The following is a 16,813-nucleotide window of genomic DNA, read 5'->3' on the forward strand; positions in this document are numbered from 1 at the left end:
AGGTGGGTACTGGAGATCGACACATGACCTATCATGCCAAAGTAATCGCCGGCGGCAAGGTGGTGATCCCTGCCGACATCCGTCGTGACCTCGGCATCAAGGACGGCGATTCGCTGGTCGTCGATCGGACGGACGACGGCGGCGTGCGGTTGATGACCTTTGAACAGTCTGTACGCAATGCGAAGGCCAGGGCGCGCGCGATCTTCGGGGACGACTATACGGTCGACACCTTTCTCAAAGAACGCCGCGCCGACTGGGGCGAGGAATGACCGCAGTCGTCGACGCGTCAGCGATAATGGCGCTGATGCTCGGCGAGTCCGGCGCGGAACTAGTGGCTACCATCGTGCGCGGCAGCCTGATGTCCACCGTCAACATCTCCGAATGCTGTGCGCGTGGCGTAGAACGTGGGGCCAGTGCAGAAGCGGTGCTGTCGATCCTCGACGTCTACGAGATCACGACTGTTCCGTTCGATCTTCCTCTCGCACTCAAGGCGGCAAGCCTACGCGAGCCGACACGCGCGCTGGGCGCCTCGCTTGGCGACCGTGCGTGTCTCGCCCTGGCGATGGCACACGCGCTGCCGGTCTATACCGGCGACCGGCGTCTGGCGGAAATCGACCTCTCCCTCGGGCTCGACATCCGGCTGATCCGGTGAGTCGTCCCGCCTCCAGCCTGACCGCCTTCGGCGTCGCCGCGGGCGGGATCGCCGTCTATGCGGCGATGGATTCGATCATCAAGGGCCTGTCGATCGCCAGCGGCGCCTACAATGCGGTGATGTGGCGGTCGATCGCCGGCGTGGCGCTGATGCTGCCGGTGTTCCTGATCCGCCGCCGGCCATGGCCCGCGCCTGCCTCGCTGCGCCTGCATCTGGCGCGCGGCGGCGTCGCCGGCATATCGGTGCTGCTGTTCTTCTGGGGGTTGGTCCGCGTGCCGATGGCGCAGGGCGTCGCGCTCACCTTTCTTGCCCCGCTGATCGCGACGTTTCTCGCCGCCCTGACGCTCGGCGAACGCATTCGCCGCGCCGCGATCGGCGGGTCGCTGGTCGCCAGCCTCGGCGTGATCGTCATCGCGCTCGGCCAGGTCAGTGCCCGCGCATCGGAACAGGCGGTGCTCGGCAGCCTCGCCGTGGTCGCGGCCAGCGTCTTCTACGCGGGCAGCCTGATCCTGCTGCGCCGCCAGGCGCAGGTCGCCGACCCGCTGGAGGTGGCGCTGTTCACCAGCCTCGTACTGAGCGGCCTGCTCCTCCTCGGCGCGCCCTGGTTCGGCGGCCTGCCCGCCGTTCGCCAACTGCCCGCGATCCTCGCCGCGGCGATCCTCGGCTCGGGGTCCGCGCTCGCCCTCGCCTGGGCCTATGCCCGCGCCGAGGCGCAGACGCTCGCGCCGGTCGAATATACCGCCTTTGTCTGGTCGGCGCTGTTCGGCTGGCTGGTCTTCGCCGAGCGCGTGTCGCTCTGGACGGTGGCGGGCGCCATGCTGATCATCGCCGGCTGCCTGCTGGCGATCCGCCGTCCCTTTCCCGCTCCGCAAACGGAAGCCGCCGCATGATCCGACCCGCCACCCCCGCCGATGTCCCGACCATCCTCGCTCTGGTGCGCGAACTCGCCGCCTTCGAGCGCGAGCCCGATGCGGTGGTCGCGACCGAAGCGGATCTGGCGGAGGCGCTGTTCGGCGACCGGCCGGCGGCGGAGGCGGTGATCGCGGAAGACGCCGGCGAGCCGCTCGGCTTCGCTCTGTTCTTCCACAATTTCTCGACCTGGACCGGCAAGCGCGGCCTGTATCTGGAGGATCTGTACGTCACCCCGGCGGCCCGCGGGCGCGGCGTCGGCACCGGGCTGCTCCGCCATCTCGCCGGCATCGCGCTCGACCGGGGTTGCGGCCGCTTCGAATGGTCGGTGCTCGACTGGAATGCCGATGCGATCGCCTTCTATCGCGCAATGGGCGCGGTCGGCATGGACGAATGGACGATCCAGCGCGTCACGGGCGAAGCGCTGCAACGCCTCGCCCGCGGCTGAGATCAGCCGACGACGACGGTCACCGCGCGGCGGTTCTGCGCCCAGCTCGCCTCGTCCGAGCCGAGCGCCACCGGGCGCTCCTTGCCGTAGCTGATCGTGGTCAGCCGCGACGGATCGATGCCCTTGGCGACCAGATAATTCTTGGCCGCATTGGCGCGGCGATCGCCGAGCGCGAGATTGTATTCGCGGGTGCCGCGCTCGTCGCAATGGCCCTCGATCGTCGCGCGGACATTGGGGTGGCTGGCCAGCCATTGCGCCTGCGTGTCGAGGATCGCGCGCGCTTCCGGATCGATGTCATAGGTGTCGAGGCCGAACAGCACCGTGTTCGAGCTCACCGAGCGGCGGAAGTCCGCATCCGACCCCGGAACGACGGTATTGCCGTACTGGCCATTGCCGTTCGACGGCGGCACCTGGTTGTTCAGGCCCCCGGTATTGTCGACCGGCGGCGGCGGCAGCTGCTTGGGCTTGTGCGCGCAGGCGGCGAGCGACAGCACGGCCGCCGCGATCATCAGGGTGGTGGAAAGCTTCGCCATCATCGTGTCTCCCATGGGGAACGGAAATCTTACGGCCGCAGCGGGCCCCAGGCCGGGTCCGACCCGTCGAGCGGCGTCGGAATCTTGCGTTCGACCTGGCCGGTCAGGTCGACCATCCACAGGTCGGCCTTGCCCTGCCCGCCCTGGCTCGAGCGGAAGAAGGTGATCGCGCGGCCGTTGGGCGACCAGCTCGGCCCCTCGTCCTGCCAGGCGTTGGTGAGCAGTTTCTCGCCGCTGCCGTTCGGGCTCATGATGCCGATGCGGAACGCGCCGCCCAATTTGGTGAAGGCGATCAGGTCGCCGCGCGGGCTCCACACCGGCGTGCCGTAGCGGCCGCCGCCGAAGCTGATCCGTTGCTGGTTCGATCCGTCGGCGTTCATCACGTACAATTGCTGGCCGCCCGAACGGTCGCTTTCGAACACGATCTTCGATCCGTCGGGCGAATAGCTGCCGCCGGTGTCGATGCCGGGCGAGGTGGTCAGCCGCTGCGGGCTGCCGCCGCTCGCCGGCACGCGATAGATGTCGGTGTTGCCGCCCTGCGCCATCGAGAACAGGATCCACCGCCCGTCGGGCGAGAAGCGCGGCGCGAAGGTCAGCGACACGTTCTGCACGATCCGCCGCGGCCGGCCCGAGCCGAGGTCGTAGACGTAGATCGCCGGCCGATTGTCCTCATAGCTCATGTAGACGATCGACTGCTGGTTGGGCGCGAAGCGCGGGGTCAGCACGATCGCCTGGCCGTTGGTCAGGAAGCGGTGGTTGGCCCCGTCCTGGTCCATGATCGCGAGGCGCTTGATCCGCTTGCCCTTCGGCCCCGTCTCCGAGACGTAGACGATGCGGCTGTCGAAATAGGGGCCCTCGCCGGTCAGCCGCGTATAGACCATGTCGGCGCATTTGTGGCCGGCGCGGCGCCAGTCGGACGGCGGCACGACGAAGCCCTGCCGGGTCAGCTCGACCTTGGAAAAGACGTCGTAGAGATAGCAGCCGACGGTCAGGTTGCCGTCGGCACCGGCGCGGACGAAGCCCTGCACCAGCGCCTGCGCGCCGGTGCCGCCCCAATAGTCGAACGCCGGCGCATTGACCTCCTGGAAGCCGACGGGGCGCAGCTTGCCGGGCGACAGCGGCGTGAACAGACCGGAATTCTTCAGGTCGTTGGCGACGATGTCGGCGAGCTGGCGGCCCAGCGCGTCGGTCGGCCCGGCCGGCGTCTGCACCACCTGCGCGGTCGGCATCACGGGAATCGCGATCGGCATCGGCTCGCTGACGCCGCCGGTGACCGACACTTCGAGCGGCGCGCCGCTCTGGTCCTGCGGCTGGCCGGCCGGCTGCTGCTGCGTCGGCGGCGCGGTCTGCGCCGCGGCGGCCGTGGTCATGGCCGACAGGGCGACGGTAGCGGTCAGCGCCGCGAGGATTTTTCCGATCATGCGCATGTTCCCGGCCCCTCGATTGTCATCTCGTCACCCCGGACGTGTTCCGGGGTCCACCGTTCCGCGCATCCGATCCGCCGCGCATTTGCGGCGCCGTGGATGCCGGAACAAGTCCGGCATGACGGATTACCCGTCATGCGAAAGGATATACCAACCCGCGTCACTTCAGCTTCCAATTGTACGCAAGGTGGCTCCAGCCACCCGGCACCGCATAATATTCCGCCGGGAGCTTGAGCGGCGAACAGCCCTTGAACGCGGCGATGCCGAGGTCGACGACGCGCTGCTTGTAGCGTTCGTTCTCGTCCGTGACACCCGACTGGCGGATCATGCGCGGCGTCGCGGCGAGCGAGCCGTCCTCGTTCAGCCTGATGTCGAGCACCGTCAGGATCTCGTTGGCGCCGGGGCCCGGATTGACCTGGCGATCCGCGCACGGCTGGATCTGGCGCTCGATCGCACCCTTGATCCCGGCGGCGACGCGGGCGTCGATCTTCGCCGCCTTGGGCGCGGTCGAGGTGCTGGTCGACGGCTCGCTGGTCAGACCCTTGAGGAAATCACTGCCCAGCCGCGATCCGCGCGGCCGCTCCGCCTTGCTCGCGCTGTCGCTGCCGTTGCCGCGGCTGGCGGCAGGCTTGGCGGCGCTGCTCGGCTTGCTCGCCGGCTTGGCCGGGGCGGGCCGCTCGGCCGGCTTGGCCTCCGCCTTGGCGGGCTTGGCCGGCGCCTTGCTCGGCTTCTCGACCGGCTTGGCCGGCTTTTCCGCCACCGGCTTCGGCTTGGGCTGGGGCTTGGGCTCCGCCTTCGGCGCGGGCTTTGGCTTGGGCTGCGGCTTGGCGGGCTCGGGCTTGGGTTCGGGTTTCGGTTGGGGCTTGGGCTGAGGCTTGGGCTGAGGCTTGGGCGGTGCCGGCTTGGGTTCGGGCGGCGCCGGCTCGGGCTCCACCGCCGGCTCCGGTTCGGCGGCGGCGGGCGGCGCGGCATCCTCCGGGTCCCCGGCGTCGGGCGCCTTGGACTGGGCGGGCGCCTGCTCCGCCTTGGGCGCGCTCGCCTCCGGCGCGACGTCCTTGACCAGGCTGATCTCGACCGGCGTCGCCTTCAGCTTCTCGGGATTGGGCGTGGACAGGAAGCCGACCGACAGCAGGCCGAAGAGCACGACATGCCCTGCAACCGCGACGCCGAGGCCGATCCGTTCCGCCCGATCCATCAGCGCGTCCCAGCGCCCCCGGCGGCGGCGTCGCCGGCGCCCTCGACCGTGACCAGCGCGACGCGGTTGAGCCCGGCGCGGTTGAGCTCGCCCATCACCCGCATCACCCGGCCATAGTCGAGGCCGCGGTCGGCGCGCAGGAACACCTGCGGCGGCTGGCCGCCGGCGGGGGCGGCGGCGATCCGCTCAAGCCGCGCGGGCAGGGCGTCCTCAGCGATCTCCTCGTCGTCGAGGAACAGCTTGCCGGCCGAATCGAGCGACAGCTGCACCGGCTTCTGGTCCTGGTCGAGCGCCTTGGCGCGGCTGTCGGGCAGATTGACCGGCACGCCGGCGGTGAGCAGCGGCGCGGTGACCATGAAGATGATCAGCAGCACCAGCATCACGTCGACCAGCGGCGTGACGTTGATGTCGGCGACCGGCGCACGGCGACCCCGCCCGCGCTGCGAGGGAAGGTTCATCGCCATCAGATCCTCCCCGGAACGGGGAGGTGGCACGGCGAAGCCGTGACGGAGGGGCGGCTCCACGCTGCGCAGCGCTTGAGGATAGCCCCCTCCACCATGCTGCGCATGGTCCCCAGCATCGGGTTGAACATGCCCCGCATGTTCAAGGATCGTCCGGGGGACGATCCAACCCGATGCTCCGTGCCGGGGAGGATAGCGGTGAGGCGCCTCACCGGCCCGAATCCAGCTGGCGGCTGAGCGTGGTGTGGAAGCCGTCGGCGAAGCGGCCCAGCGCCGCCTCGATCCGGTTCACGCCGTGGCTGAAGCGATTGTAGGCGATCACCGCGGGGATCGCCGCGAACAGGCCGATCGCGGTGGCGAACAGCGCTTCGGCGATGCCCGGCGCGACCACCGCGAGGCTCGAATTCTGCGCCTGGGCGATGCCGGTGAAGCTGCGCATGATGCCCCACACCGTGCCGAACAGGCCGACGAACGGCGCCACCGACCCGATCGTCGCCAGGATGTTGAGCTTGTCGCTGATCCGGTCGATCTCGCCCGCCGCCGCCGCGCCCATCGCGGTGGCAAGCCGCTCGCGCGTGCCACCCTTGTCGATGCTGCCGCCCGCGGTCGATCGGCGCCATTCCTTGACGCCCGCCGCGAACACCTTGGCCGACGGCAGATCCTGATCCGCCTCCGCCTTGTAGAAGGCGTCGATGTCCTCCGCCTTCCAGAAGTCGCGTTCGAACCGCGCCATGCCCTTGCGGATGCGGCCCAGCCGCCGGCCGAAGGCGACGATCAGCGTCCAGGTCCAGATGCTGGCGAGCAGCAGCCCCGCCATCACCACCTTCACGACGATGTCGGCCTGAAGGAACAGCGCGACCGGCGACAAGGTCGCCGCATCCATGTTGAACACCGGATTCATTCGTTGGTCCCCTGCCACACCAGGCGTTGGTAGATATCGGTCCACGCGGCCGGCTGGCGCCGGGGACGGCCGTTGCCGGCGACCAAGGCCGCCGTCACCTCCGCCTCGGTCAGAACAAGCGGACCGCGCCTGACTGTTTGATGAATGACGACGCTCGCCGCGCGCACGATGCCGACGCGGCTGACCACCAGCAGCGCATCGTCGAGCCGCGCCGGCGCGCGGTAGCGGATGGCGAGGTCCGCGACGGCATAGGCGCCCTCGCCCGCCTCGAACACGGCGCGCTGGTCGATCCCCGCCAGTCGCAGCATCGCCGATCGCGCCCGCTCCATGAAGCGCAGATAATTCGCATGGTAGACGACGCCCGACAGGTCGGTGTCCTCGAAATAGACGCGCACCGGGAACAGGTGCTCGCGCCCCTCGAACCGTCCTGCCGTGGGCTGGTCGATGTCCTCCCGCATAGGCAAGCGCCGTTAACCCAACCGGACGGGCCGCGAAACCCCGTAGGCGCCACCGCGCTCAGAAAGCGCTTGACCGATGTAACGCATGGGTTACATGTAACCCACAGGTTACAGGAGGATGCAATGGACACGATCGAACTGGCGGAACGCAAGAGCCGTGCCTGGGCGCTGATGCTCTATGTTTTGGGGGCGGTGCTGCTGCTGTCGCAGCTGGCCGGCATGACGGTGATGCGCCGCGACTTCGTCGACGGCTTCTGGCTCGGCGTTGCCCTGGTCTGTGCGCTGACGCTGCTGCCGTGGCGGCGCTGGCTGAAGCCGGACAGCGCGCTCAACCGGCTGATGGAGGACGAGGTGGTGCGCGAACACCGGCGGATGAGCTGCACCGCCGGCTTCTGGGCCAGCCTCGCCGCCGCGCTGGCGACCGCCCCCTTCGCGCATGACGCGATGCTGGCCAGCTACGACGTGTCGCGGGTGGTGGCGACCGCCGGCCTGTTTGCGGCGATGATCAGCTTCGCCACGCTCGAGCTGCGCGCTGCGCGATGAGCGAGCTGCACAACAGCCTCAAGGAGGAGCGCGAGCGGCTCGGCCTGACTCAGGCCGCACTCGCCGAACGGGCCGGGGTCAGTCGCAAGACGATCAACACGGTGGAGAACGGCGTCTTCATCCCCTCCACCGTGCTCGCGCTGCGGCTGGCGAAGGTGATCGGCCGACCGGTCGAGGCGCTGTTCCGCCTCGCCGAGGATCATTGAGCGACGGCGGTGTCCATCAGCGCGCGCGTGTCGAGCTCCAGCCGCGGCCGCGCCGAGACCGGCTCCGCCGCCGGCACCGCCTGCACCGTGCGGACGCCGGCCGGCACCACGACGTTGGCCATCGCCAGCTGGTTCAACCGCAGGCGATCCGTGCGCCATGCATCGTAAGCGGCGTAGAAATTGGTGAACGGCTTTTCCAGCACCGCCAGCCGCCCGGCGGCGAAGGCCGGCAGTTCCGCCGCGGTGACGCCCTGCACGTCGGCCAGCGTCGCCGCCGCCGCGGCGCAGAAGCCCTCGCGCGCCGGAGCCTGGCTGAAGAAATTGTAGAGCCGCGTCATCGCGTCGTCGTATCGTTCCTGCCAGTCGCCGCCCGCCGCCTTGTACTCCGCGGCATATTGCGTCTGCGCGGCCGCCAATGCGCTCTTCTGGCTGGTTAGCAACCCGTTGTATTCGCTGACGATCGTCGCGGCATTGTCGCCGCGGCAGGCGAGCGCCGCGACGTTGAGCGCGGCGCGCAGGTGCCACAGCGTCGCCGCCGGCGTCAGGCCGCGGTTGGGCGTGGCATACAGGCCGTCGGCCAGCCGTGCCGGTACCGGCATGCCCGGATAGGCACCCCTCGGCAGCGGCACCGCGACCGGCGCGGGCGCGGGCACGGTCGCCACGACCGTCGGCGCCTGCACCGCACGGCGGGTCGCGCAACCAGCGGTCAGGGCCAGCATCGTCATGGAAATGGCAATCGAGCGGCGCATCGCGTCTGTCCTTCCGGCCCCCCGGCGTCGGCAAGGATCATCGCAGCCTATGGTTAACGCGACGTAACCGTCTTGCGGCCCCTCGTCCGGCCGCCAAAGCGCTGTCCTACAACGTCCGTCGGGGTTAGACCGGATGACATCGGATCGAGCTCGATCGACAGAATGTCGTCAGCGTCCGACGCCGGCCGACCGCCACGCTGCTTCTCATCGTCGATTGCATGGATCGCCCCGCTCGCCTGCGACGGGTGCGACCTTTGCGACCTTTCACGCTAGTAATGCCGATCGACCGGCCGGCGGCGGCGAAGCCGACCCGCCCGTCGCGATCGGCGGGGCGCACCGCCGGTCCGACCGCGCACGGGTGAGACTTTCGAGACGTTCCGCGCGGCGGCCGCTCAGGCCGCCCGCGCGTCCAGCGCCGCCGCGGCCTCGGCCATCAGCGTCGCGATGATGTCGGCGATCGGCTCTTCCTTGGTCACCATGCCGACCGACTGGCCGGCCATCACGCTGCCATGCTCGACGTCGCCGTCGATCACCGCGCGGCGCAGCGCACCCGCCCAATAATGTTCGATCTGCAGCTGCGCTTCGACCATCGCGACCTTGCCCTCGTCGAGCGACTGGGCGACCTCGCGCTGCTTGGCGGTGAACAGCTCGCCGCCGGCATTCTTCAGCGCGCGCACCGGGATCACGGGGAGGCGCGGGTCGATCTGGACGCTGGCGATCGCGTCGCGGGCCGAGGCGCGGATGAACGCCTTCTTGAAATTGGGATGGGCGATCGATTCGGTCGCGCAGACGAAGCGGGTGCCAAGCTGGACGCCCGCCGCCCCCATGTCGAGATAACCGGCGATCGCCTCGCCGCGGCCGATCCCGCCGGCGACGAACACCGGCACCGCATCGGCGATCTCGGGCAGCATCTCCTGCGCCAGCACGCTGGTCGAGACGGGACCGATATGGCCGCCCGCCTCCATCCCCTCGATCACCAGCGCGTCAACGCCCGAACGGATCAGCTTCTTGGCCAGCGCCAGCGTCGGTGCGAAGCAGATCACCTTCGCGCCCGACTCCTTGATCGCCTCCAGGCTGCCCTTGGGCGGCAGGCCGCCGGCGAGCACGACATGGCCGACGCCGTGCTTCGCGCAGACCGCGATCAGATCGAACAGATCGGGGTGCATGGTGATCAGATTGACGCCGAACGGCTTGTCGGTCAGCGCCTTGGTCCCGGCGATCTCGGCGTCGAGCAGCGCCGGTGTCATCGCGCCGCAGGCGATCACGCCGAAGCCGCCGGCATTGGACATGGCGGCGACGAGATTACGCTCGCTGACCCACGACATGGCGCCGGCCATGATGGCGACGTCGCTGCCAAGGAACGCCGCGCCCCGCGCCATGCGACGCTGCAGCCGCTCCTGTCCGATGCTCATGCCGCGACCTCGGCGTCGAGACCGTAGGCGGTGTGCAGCACGCGCACCGCGAGCTCGGTCTCGTCCTCGTGGATCAGCACGCTGACCTTGATCTCGCTGGTCGAGATCGCCTGGATGTTGATGCCGCGCTGGCCGAGCACGCTGAACATCGTGCTGGCGACGCCGGCATGGCTGCGCATGCCGACGCCGACCACGGAGACCTTGGCGACGCGCGTGTCGTGGACCAGCTCGCCGAAGCCGATCGCCTCGCGCCCCTGGTTCAGCGTCTCGATCGATCGCGCCAGGTCGGCGGACGGCACGGTGAAGGTGACGTCGGTCGAGCCATGATTGTGGGCGATGTTCTGGATGATCATGTCGACGTTGATGTTGGCATTGGCCAGCGGCTCGAAGATGCTCGCCACCGCGCCGGGCTTGTCCGGCACGCCGGTCAGCGTGATCTTCGCCTCGTTCTTGTCGTGCGCGATGCCGGTGATCAGCTGGCGTTCCACGTCGTCAATCTCCTCTTCGCCGACGATCATCGTCCCCGGCAGTGTATCCGCCATCGGCGCGTCCGGCCCGGTGAAGGACGACAGCACCTGGACGCGGACCTGTTCCTTCATCGCGAGGCCCACCGACCGGGTCTGCAGCACCTTCGCGCCGACCGATGCCAGTTCCAGCATCTCCTCGTAGGTCACCTTGGCGAGCTTGCGCGCCCGCGGCACGATGCGCGGATCGGTGGTGTAGACGCCGTCGACGTCGGTGTAGATGTCGCAGCGGTCCGCCTTCACCGCTGCCGCCACCGCCACCGCCGACGTGTCGGAACCGCCGCGGCCCAGCGTGGTGATCCTGCCGTCGTCGGACACGCCCTGGAAGCCGGGGATCACCGCCACCTCGCCCGCCGCCATGCTGGCGATCAGCGCGTCCGTCTCGATCGTGCCGATCCGCGCCTTGGCATAAGCGTCGTCGGTGTGGATCGGCAATTGCCAGCCGAGCCAGCTGCGCGCCTTCACCCCCGCCGCCTGCAAGGCGATGGCAAGCAGCCCGCTGGTCACCTGCTCGCCGCTCGACACGACGACGTCATATTCCCGCGGGTCGTAGAGCGACGACGCCTCGCGACAAAAGCCGACCAGCCGGTCGGTGTCGCCCGCCATCGCCGACACGACGACGGCGACCTGATTGCCCGCCTCCACCTCGCGTTTGACGCGCGCGGCAACGCTCCGGATGCGCTCGATCCCGGCCATCGAGGTGCCGCCGAACTTCATCACGATCCGCGCCATCGCTGTCTTTTCAAACTCCTTGGGGGAAAGGGTGCGCCCTGATAGGTAGCCGCCATGGCAAGCGCAAGCAGCACGAACCCTTCCGCCGGCGGCGGCACGATCGACTCCCGCGAGGCGGCGCATTTCGGCGGCATGGCGCAGGACTGGTGGGACCCCAAGGGCTCGTCGGCGATGCTGCACAAGCTCAACCCGGTCCGCCTGCGCTACATCCGCGCCGCGGTGGACCTGCATTGGGACGGCGACGACACCAGTTTCACGCCGCTCGCCGGCAAGACCGTGCTCGACGTCGGCTGTGGCGCCGGCCTGCTCGCCGAACCGCTCGCCCGGCTCGGCGGCACGGTGACCGGGCTGGACGCGGCGGCGGAGAACATCGCGGTGGCCGCCGCCCACGCGGCACAGGCGGGCCTGTCGATCACCTACCGCGCACACGGCATCGAGGACGAGGGCGGTCGCTACGACCTCGTCACCTGCCTCGAGGTGATCGAGCATGTCCGCGACCCGGCGGGCTTCGTCCGCGGCCTTTCCGGCGCACTGGCGGACGGCGGCCTGCTGATCATGTCGACGCCCAATCGCACGCCGCTGTCGCGCCTCGCGCTGATCGGCCTTGCGGAAGGAACGGGCCGCATCCCGCGCGGCACCCACGATTGGGACAAGTTCCTGACCCCAGACGAGCTCACCGCGCTGCTCGTCGACGCCGGGCTGACCGTGACCGACGTCACCGGCCTCGCCTTCTCGCCCGCCAAGGGCTTCGACCTGTCGAGCTCGACCGCACTCGATTATCTGCTCACCGCCCGCCGCGCCGCTGCAACATCCGGACACTGAACTTCATTTGGCAAGCGGTAGCGCCGCCGCTACCGGACCGGCCATGGCGGCCCTGACGAACCCGCGCGCCCGGCTCGCGATCCTGATCCTCGTCGCCATCGCGGCGCGATTGCTGACGTTTGGCAATCCGGTCGTCCACGTCGACGAGGAATTCTATTATTTCACCGGCACCGCGCTGTGGCACGGGCAACTGCCCTTCGTCGACGTGTGGGATCGGAAGCCGCTCGGCCTGTTCCTGCTCTACGCGGTCCCGGCAAGGCTCGGCTTTCCCGCCGGCATCTGGGCCTATCAGGCGCTCGCGCTCGCCGCGGCCGTGTGGGGCGCATGGCAGGTCGCGAGGCTCGCCGACCGCGCCGGCTTCGCCACCGGCGCCACTGCGGCGGGCATCGCCTATCTCCTCTGGCTCGACCTGCTCGGTGGCCAGGGCGGCCAGTCGCCCGTCTTCTACAACCCGCTGGTCGCCGCGGCCGCGCTGCTGATCCTGCGCTCCGCCACGTCCCGCCACCGACGCTTCCTCGGCGCGGCGGCGATCGCGCTGGTCGGCATCGCGCTGCAGATCAAATATTCGGCGCTGCTGGAGGGCGTGTTCTTCGGCCTGTGGCTGCTCGCCGGCGAATGGCAGGCGACCCGCCGCATCGCGCCGCTGATCGGCTATGCGCTCGGCCTCGTCGCGCTGGCGCTGCTGCCGACCGCGCTCGCCGCCGCTGCCTATGCCGCGATCGGCCAGTGGGATGCCTTCCTGTTCGCCAATTTCCTGTCGGTCTTCCACCGCAATCCCGATCCGCTCGGCGAACTCGCCGGCAATCTGGGGCAGATCGTCCTGATCATCTCGCCGCTGGTGACGCTCGCGGTGCTGGCGCTGAAACGCGGCGAAGGCGATCCCGTCCGGCTGTTCCTCGCCTGGTGGCTGGGCGTCGCCTGCGTCAGCGTGCTGCTGTTCCGGCCGTGGTTCGACCATTACAGCCTGCCGATCCTGCTGCCCGCCTGCGCCGCCGCGGCCGGCGTGCTGGGACGTGAGGCCTGGCAGCGCTGGCGGACGCCCGCGCTGCTGCTGCTTGCCGCCTTGGCCGGGCAGATCGTCGTTCTCGCCCTTCGCGCCGAACGCGGCGAAGCACGCCAGTTCGCCGCCCTGACCCGGGCGGTCGGGCAGGGCCCCGGCTGCCTCTACGTCTATTCGGGCAGCACGATGCTCTATGTCGCGACGCGGCGCTGTGCCCTGTCGCGCTACATCGTCCCCGCCCATCTGGGCCGCGCGCGCGAGGCCGGCGCAACGGGCGTCGATCAGGATGAAGAGATCCGCCGCATCCTCGCCCGGCGGCCGGCCGTGGTGGTGATGCGGCCGCCCTATTCCGGCGAGCGCCCCGCCGCCCATGCGTTCGTCACCAGCGCGCTGAACCACGGCTATCGGCTCACCGCCGCGCTGCCGATGGGCAATGAGACGATCCGCGTCTATAAGCGCCTGCGATGAAACGCCTGCTCGCCTCGATCCACGACGTCTCGCCCCGCTTCGAGAGCGAGGTCGACCGGTTACTCGACCATCTCGCCCCCCATGTCGGCCGGCGGCTGGCGATGCTGGTGGTGCCGGACCATTGGGGCGGCGCGCCGATCACGCCGGCGTTCGCGGCGCGGCTGCGCGGCTGGGCGGACGAGGGCGTCGAAATGTTCGTCCACGGCTGGTTCCACCGCGACGACACGCCGCATCAGGGCAGGGTCGCGGCCCTCAAGGGTAAGCACATGACCGCTGGCGAGGGCGAATTCCTCGGCCTCAGCCGCGACGACGCGCTCGACCGGATGCGCCGCGGCAAGGCGCTGGTCGAGGATATCACCGGTCGTCCCGCCGCGGGCTTCATCGCCCCGGCCTGGCTCTATTCCGACGGAGCGAAGGCCGCGCTCGCCGACGCCGGCTTCGCGCTGGCGGAAGATCACGCCCGCGTCTGGGTGCCGGCGAACGGTCGCGCCCTCGCCAAGGGGCCGGTGATCACCTGGGCCAGCCGGTCGCGCCCGCGCCAGCTGTCGTCGCTTGCCGCCGCCGCGGTGCTGCGCCCGCTACTCCAGCCGCTGTCGACGGTGCGGATCGCGGTGCACCCCGGCGACGTCCGCGTGCCGCAACTGCTGACCAGCATCACGCGCACCTTCGCCGCCTTCCGCCGGCACACGCCGGCGCGTTACGCGGACCTTCTCGCCGCCTGATCCAGCCCCGCCTTGGTGGCGATCACCGCCTCGTAATGGGCGACGAGCTCGGCGGCATGTTCCTCGTCGGTGCGCACCTTGCCCGACGCCACCGCCGCCGCACGACGCACGATCGCCGGATCGCGAGCGCACATGCGCAGGATGGCATCGGCGCAGGACACCGCGTCCCGCTCCTTGAAGCTCTCGGTATAGAGCGGGTTGGCCAGTTCTGCCGCGCCGCCGCCGTCCGGCAGGATCAGCGGCGCACCACAGGCCAGCGCCTCCGCCGGCACCAGCCCGAACGTCTCCGTACCGCAGCCGTGGACATAGGCATCGCAGCTCGCCATGATCTTGGCGAGGCGCGCCCGGTCGTAGACCGGGTGGAACAGGCGGATGTGCGGGCTGTCGCCGATGTGACGCTCCAGCGTCTTGGTGTCCATGCCCTGGCCGAGGATGACGAGGCCGACCGGCACGCGCGCACCGGCGCGCTGCGCCGCGTCGATGACCATCGGCCAGCGCTTCTCGGGATGGTGGCGCCCGACGCCGAGCAGCAGATGCGCGTCCGGCGGCAGGTCGCATTGCGCGAGCAGGGCGGCGCGCAGCTGCTCATCGCGCAAGGCCGGGGAGAAGGGCGTCCGCTCGATGCCGAGCGGCACGGTGATGTCGACACGCACGCCGCGCGCGGTCAGCTGGCGGGTGAGCGCCGGCCCGTTGGTGACCACCGTGTCGAATTGGCGCAGGAAGCGCTCCAGATAGCGGTCGTACCAGGAAAAGGCCCGCTCGATACGCTGCTCCGACGCCAGCCGGTTGAACCAGCGCTTGGCATAGGCCTCGAGATTATCGTTGTGCATGAAGAAGGAGCGGATCGCCCGCCCCTTCCAATTGAGCACGATCCACGCCGAGCGCCACGGCGAGCAATTCTCCACCACGTCGGGGTCCAGCGCATCGAGCCGGGCATGGATGGGCGCCGGATCCCAGAACAGGCCGTAGTTGGAATCGAACGGCATGCCGCGCGACTTGATGTAGTGGATCGCACCGCCGCCGGGGCGGTGCTCGATCCGGTCTTCCTTGCCGGGGGCGAGCACGATCAGCTCGTGCCCCATACTGGCGAGCACGCTGATCTTGCGGTCGATATACGTCCGCACCCCGCCGCCGGTCGGCGAATAGATCTCGTTGACGTCGACGATCCGCATCTCAGTTGCCTTTGATCGGCCCGAAACCGCCGAGCCCGCGCAAATATTGCATGCGGATATTGGTGGTCGCGACGCCATTGCCAACGTCGATGATCGCCTGGGGCAGCTTGGGCCGCGACATGCCGAGCCGTGCGCCACCCGGGAAACCGGCGCCATCCTGGAAGAAGTTGAACTTGTTCTTGCCGTCGCGATCGTGCGTCGCGAACAGGGCGTAGCGACCCGGCCGCGGCACGCGAATGCAGATCTCGACCGATCCCGACGACGGCGTCTGCACCCAGACGCGCCGGAACGTCTTGCCCTCGGCGACCAGGTCGCGGTCGTCCTTGAGGAAATCGTCCTCGTTCGCCGGATACAATTCCAGCTTCAGCCGGCCCTTGCGATCCTTGAGGCCGGTGAGGTTCGCGAGGATCGCGGGACCTTCGCGCCCGGTGCAGGCGGCGGCATCCATGCCGATCACTTCGGCCGTGGCCGGCGCGACGGCCAAGGTCGTGCCGGCTGCGGCGGCCAATATCGCGAGCGGGGCCATCCATGCCGTCTTCATGCCTGACGCTTCCTCCTCACCAACGACTCGATCGCGAAACCGACGATCAGGATCGCATGCACCAGCAGCACGGCAGCGGCGGTGAACGCGATCAATTCCGACAATTGTTGATCCTGCCCGATCATCAGGATCGCAAAATTGGCGAAAAGCAGGTCCTTGTTGGGCAAAAGCGGCAATCGTGAGAACAGCATCCGCCCGGCGGTCAGGAAGATCCACGTCCCCACCGACACGGTCGGCATCGCCAGTGCCCAGGCGATCGCCAGGAACAGCGCACCGAAGATCAGCCGGCCGCAATGCACCACGAAGACGAACCACAGGTCGCGGCGTGACAGCGAGAAGACCCGCTTCGAGAAGATCAGGAAGGGCAGCGACGTGCCGAAGATCACCGCCAGCGAGCCGTAGACGTAGCGGATCATCTCCGGCGGGATCAGTTCGCGTCCGACCGGCAGGGCCATGGCGATCACCGCCAGCGTCACCGCATTGCCGGCGATCGCAGACAGGATCGACACATCCTTGACCGCGCCGAACGGCGCCGCGACCAGATGCGTCCGTGCCCGCGCCCAAGCGTAGAAATATGCCTCGCCCGAATAGCCGAGCACCACATCGTTGGCGATTCGCTTCTTGATCAATGCGATCAGGCCGGCGGCAGGAATGCCCCACAAGCGGCGGAAGATCAGAAAGTCGGCCAGTGGGGGAATGAAATACAGCGCGATGAACGTCACGTAGAACAACGGGTTGCGGGGTACCGATTGCTCCAGCCCGTGCAGGCCCGAGCCAAGCAGCTCGTGGGCAAGCCCGCCTAGCATCGCCAGCGTGAACAGGCCGCCGATGATCGTCGGCCACCGGCGCTTGATGGAAGAGAGGGGTTCCAGTCCCGCGATCGGCGAACCGGGAGGGCCTATGTCGGCGTCGGAACGCTGTGTACGCTGATCGATCTGCAA

At 69.2% G+C, this 16,813-nt stretch carries 21 protein-coding genes; 9 read left to right on the forward strand and 12 right to left on the reverse strand.

Annotated elements, in window-relative coordinates; genetic code table 11:
• The first annotated feature begins 23 nt into the window (after positions 1 to 23).
• The 4 genes from D9601_RS08120 to D9601_RS08135 are packed head-to-tail and all read left to right on the forward strand — an operon-like array spanning position 24 to position 2,009.
• Complete coding sequence (locus tag D9601_RS08120; protein WP_198353483.1) at positions 24 to 269, forward strand: AbrB/MazE/SpoVT family DNA-binding domain-containing protein; 246 nt, start codon at positions 24 to 26, stop codon at positions 267 to 269.
• Positions 266 to 652, forward strand: coding sequence for a type II toxin-antitoxin system VapC family toxin (locus D9601_RS08125; RefSeq protein WP_198353484.1), 387 nt, complete (start codon positions 266 to 268; stop codon positions 650 to 652). Before D9601_RS08120 ends, D9601_RS08125 begins: the two co-directional genes overlap by 4 nt.
• Positions 649 to 1,542, forward strand: a complete 894-nt coding sequence (locus D9601_RS08130; protein ID WP_198353485.1) for a DMT family transporter — start codon at positions 649 to 651, stop codon at positions 1,540 to 1,542. The genes D9601_RS08125 and D9601_RS08130 overlap by 4 nt, the downstream gene beginning before the upstream one ends.
• The gene (locus tag D9601_RS08135) at positions 1,539 to 2,009 is read left to right on the forward strand and encodes a GNAT family N-acetyltransferase (protein WP_198353486.1); all 471 of its coding nucleotides are present in this window, start codon (positions 1,539 to 1,541) and stop codon (positions 2,007 to 2,009) included. Before D9601_RS08130 ends, D9601_RS08135 begins: the two co-directional genes overlap by 4 nt.
• A gap of 2 nt (positions 2,010 to 2,011) precedes the next feature.
• On the opposite strand, the gene pal is transcribed toward D9601_RS08135, so the two are convergent.
• The 6 genes from pal to D9601_RS08165 form a co-directional block, all read right to left on the reverse strand.
• The gene (gene pal / locus D9601_RS08140; RefSeq protein ID WP_198354411.1) at positions 2,012 to 2,542 is read right to left on the reverse strand and encodes a peptidoglycan-associated lipoprotein Pal; all 531 of its coding nucleotides are present in this window, start codon (positions 2,540 to 2,542) and stop codon (positions 2,012 to 2,014) included.
• Positions 2,543 to 2,571: 29 nt separating this feature from the next.
• Positions 2,572 to 3,969 carry a Tol-Pal system beta propeller repeat protein TolB gene (gene tolB, locus D9601_RS08145; protein WP_198353487.1) on the reverse strand — a complete coding sequence of 466 codons (1,398 nt, stop codon included), beginning with the start codon at positions 3,967 to 3,969 and terminating at the stop codon, positions 2,572 to 2,574.
• 157 nt (positions 3,970 to 4,126) lie between these two features.
• Positions 4,127 to 5,161, reverse strand: coding sequence for a cell envelope biogenesis protein TolA (locus D9601_RS08150; protein WP_198353488.1), 1,035 nt, complete (start codon positions 5,159 to 5,161; stop codon positions 4,127 to 4,129).
• Positions 5,161 to 5,625 (reverse strand): protein TolR, encoded by a 465-nt coding sequence (gene tolR, locus D9601_RS08155; RefSeq protein WP_198353489.1) that lies wholly within the window; start codon positions 5,623 to 5,625, stop codon positions 5,161 to 5,163. Before tolR ends, D9601_RS08150 begins: the two co-directional genes overlap by 1 nt.
• Before the next feature lie 205 nt (positions 5,626 to 5,830).
• Positions 5,831 to 6,523 (reverse strand): protein TolQ, encoded by a 693-nt coding sequence (gene tolQ / locus D9601_RS08160; protein ID WP_198353490.1) that lies wholly within the window; start codon positions 6,521 to 6,523, stop codon positions 5,831 to 5,833.
• On the reverse strand, positions 6,520 to 6,981 hold the full coding sequence (locus tag D9601_RS08165; RefSeq protein ID WP_198353491.1) for a YbgC/FadM family acyl-CoA thioesterase: 462 nt from the start codon (positions 6,979 to 6,981) through the stop codon (positions 6,520 to 6,522). The genes tolQ and D9601_RS08165 overlap by 4 nt, the downstream gene beginning before the upstream one ends.
• A 123-nt stretch (positions 6,982 to 7,104) precedes the next feature.
• Between D9601_RS08165 and D9601_RS08170 the strand changes: the two genes are divergently transcribed.
• Positions 7,105 to 7,524 carry a hypothetical protein gene (locus D9601_RS08170; protein WP_198353492.1) on the forward strand — a complete coding sequence of 140 codons (420 nt, stop codon included), beginning with the start codon at positions 7,105 to 7,107 and terminating at the stop codon, positions 7,522 to 7,524.
• Positions 7,521 to 7,730, forward strand: a complete 210-nt coding sequence (locus tag D9601_RS08175) for a helix-turn-helix transcriptional regulator (protein WP_198353493.1) — start codon at positions 7,521 to 7,523, stop codon at positions 7,728 to 7,730. Before D9601_RS08170 ends, D9601_RS08175 begins: the two co-directional genes overlap by 4 nt.
• Here D9601_RS08175 and D9601_RS08180 read toward each other — a convergent pair.
• From D9601_RS08180 to D9601_RS08190, 3 genes are all read right to left on the reverse strand, one after another.
• Positions 7,724 to 8,479: a hypothetical protein gene (locus D9601_RS08180; protein WP_198353494.1), complete on the reverse strand. Its 756-nt coding sequence runs from the start codon at positions 8,477 to 8,479 to the stop codon at positions 7,724 to 7,726. The genes D9601_RS08175 and D9601_RS08180 overlap by 7 nt on opposite strands.
• 392 nt (positions 8,480 to 8,871) lie before the next feature.
• Positions 8,872 to 9,891, reverse strand: coding sequence for an NAD(P)H-dependent flavin oxidoreductase (locus D9601_RS08185; RefSeq protein WP_232474011.1), 1,020 nt, complete (start codon positions 9,889 to 9,891; stop codon positions 8,872 to 8,874).
• Positions 9,888 to 11,147: an aspartate kinase gene (locus D9601_RS08190; RefSeq protein ID WP_198353495.1), complete on the reverse strand. Its 1,260-nt coding sequence runs from the start codon at positions 11,145 to 11,147 to the stop codon at positions 9,888 to 9,890. The genes D9601_RS08185 and D9601_RS08190 overlap by 4 nt, the downstream gene beginning before the upstream one ends.
• 54 nt (positions 11,148 to 11,201) lie before the next feature.
• Here D9601_RS08190 and ubiG point away from each other — a divergent pair, with 54 nt between their 5' ends.
• The 3 genes from ubiG to D9601_RS08205 are packed head-to-tail and all read left to right on the forward strand — an operon-like array spanning position 11,202 to position 14,159.
• The gene (gene ubiG / locus D9601_RS08195) at positions 11,202 to 11,969 is read left to right on the forward strand and encodes a bifunctional 2-polyprenyl-6-hydroxyphenol methylase/3-demethylubiquinol 3-O-methyltransferase UbiG (RefSeq protein WP_198353496.1); all 768 of its coding nucleotides are present in this window, start codon (positions 11,202 to 11,204) and stop codon (positions 11,967 to 11,969) included.
• A gap of 43 nt (positions 11,970 to 12,012) precedes the next feature.
• The gene (locus tag D9601_RS08200; RefSeq protein ID WP_198353497.1) at positions 12,013 to 13,437 is read left to right on the forward strand and encodes a hypothetical protein; all 1,425 of its coding nucleotides are present in this window, start codon (positions 12,013 to 12,015) and stop codon (positions 13,435 to 13,437) included.
• Positions 13,434 to 14,159: a DUF2334 domain-containing protein gene (locus D9601_RS08205; protein ID WP_198353498.1), complete on the forward strand. Its 726-nt coding sequence runs from the start codon at positions 13,434 to 13,436 to the stop codon at positions 14,157 to 14,159. The genes D9601_RS08200 and D9601_RS08205 overlap by 4 nt, the downstream gene beginning before the upstream one ends.
• Here the strand turns inward: D9601_RS08205 and D9601_RS08210 are convergent.
• The 3 genes from D9601_RS08210 to D9601_RS08220 are packed head-to-tail and all read right to left on the reverse strand — an operon-like array spanning position 14,135 to position 16,813.
• Positions 14,135 to 15,331, reverse strand: coding sequence for a glycosyltransferase (locus D9601_RS08210; RefSeq protein WP_198353499.1), 1,197 nt, complete (start codon positions 15,329 to 15,331; stop codon positions 14,135 to 14,137). The two genes, D9601_RS08205 and D9601_RS08210, sit on opposite strands and share 25 nt — an antisense overlap.
• A 1-nt stretch (position 15,332) precedes the next feature.
• Positions 15,333 to 15,872 (reverse strand): DUF2141 domain-containing protein, encoded by a 540-nt coding sequence (locus D9601_RS08215; RefSeq protein WP_198353500.1) that lies wholly within the window; start codon positions 15,870 to 15,872, stop codon positions 15,333 to 15,335.
• Positions 15,869 to 16,813: a hypothetical protein gene (locus D9601_RS08220; protein WP_198353501.1), complete on the reverse strand. Its 945-nt coding sequence runs from the start codon at positions 16,811 to 16,813 to the stop codon at positions 15,869 to 15,871. Before D9601_RS08220 ends, D9601_RS08215 begins: the two co-directional genes overlap by 4 nt.

It is taken from the genome of Sphingomonas sp. MA1305 (genome assembly GCF_016107325.1).
GTDB lineage: Bacteria > Pseudomonadota > Alphaproteobacteria > Sphingomonadales > Sphingomonadaceae > Sphingomonas.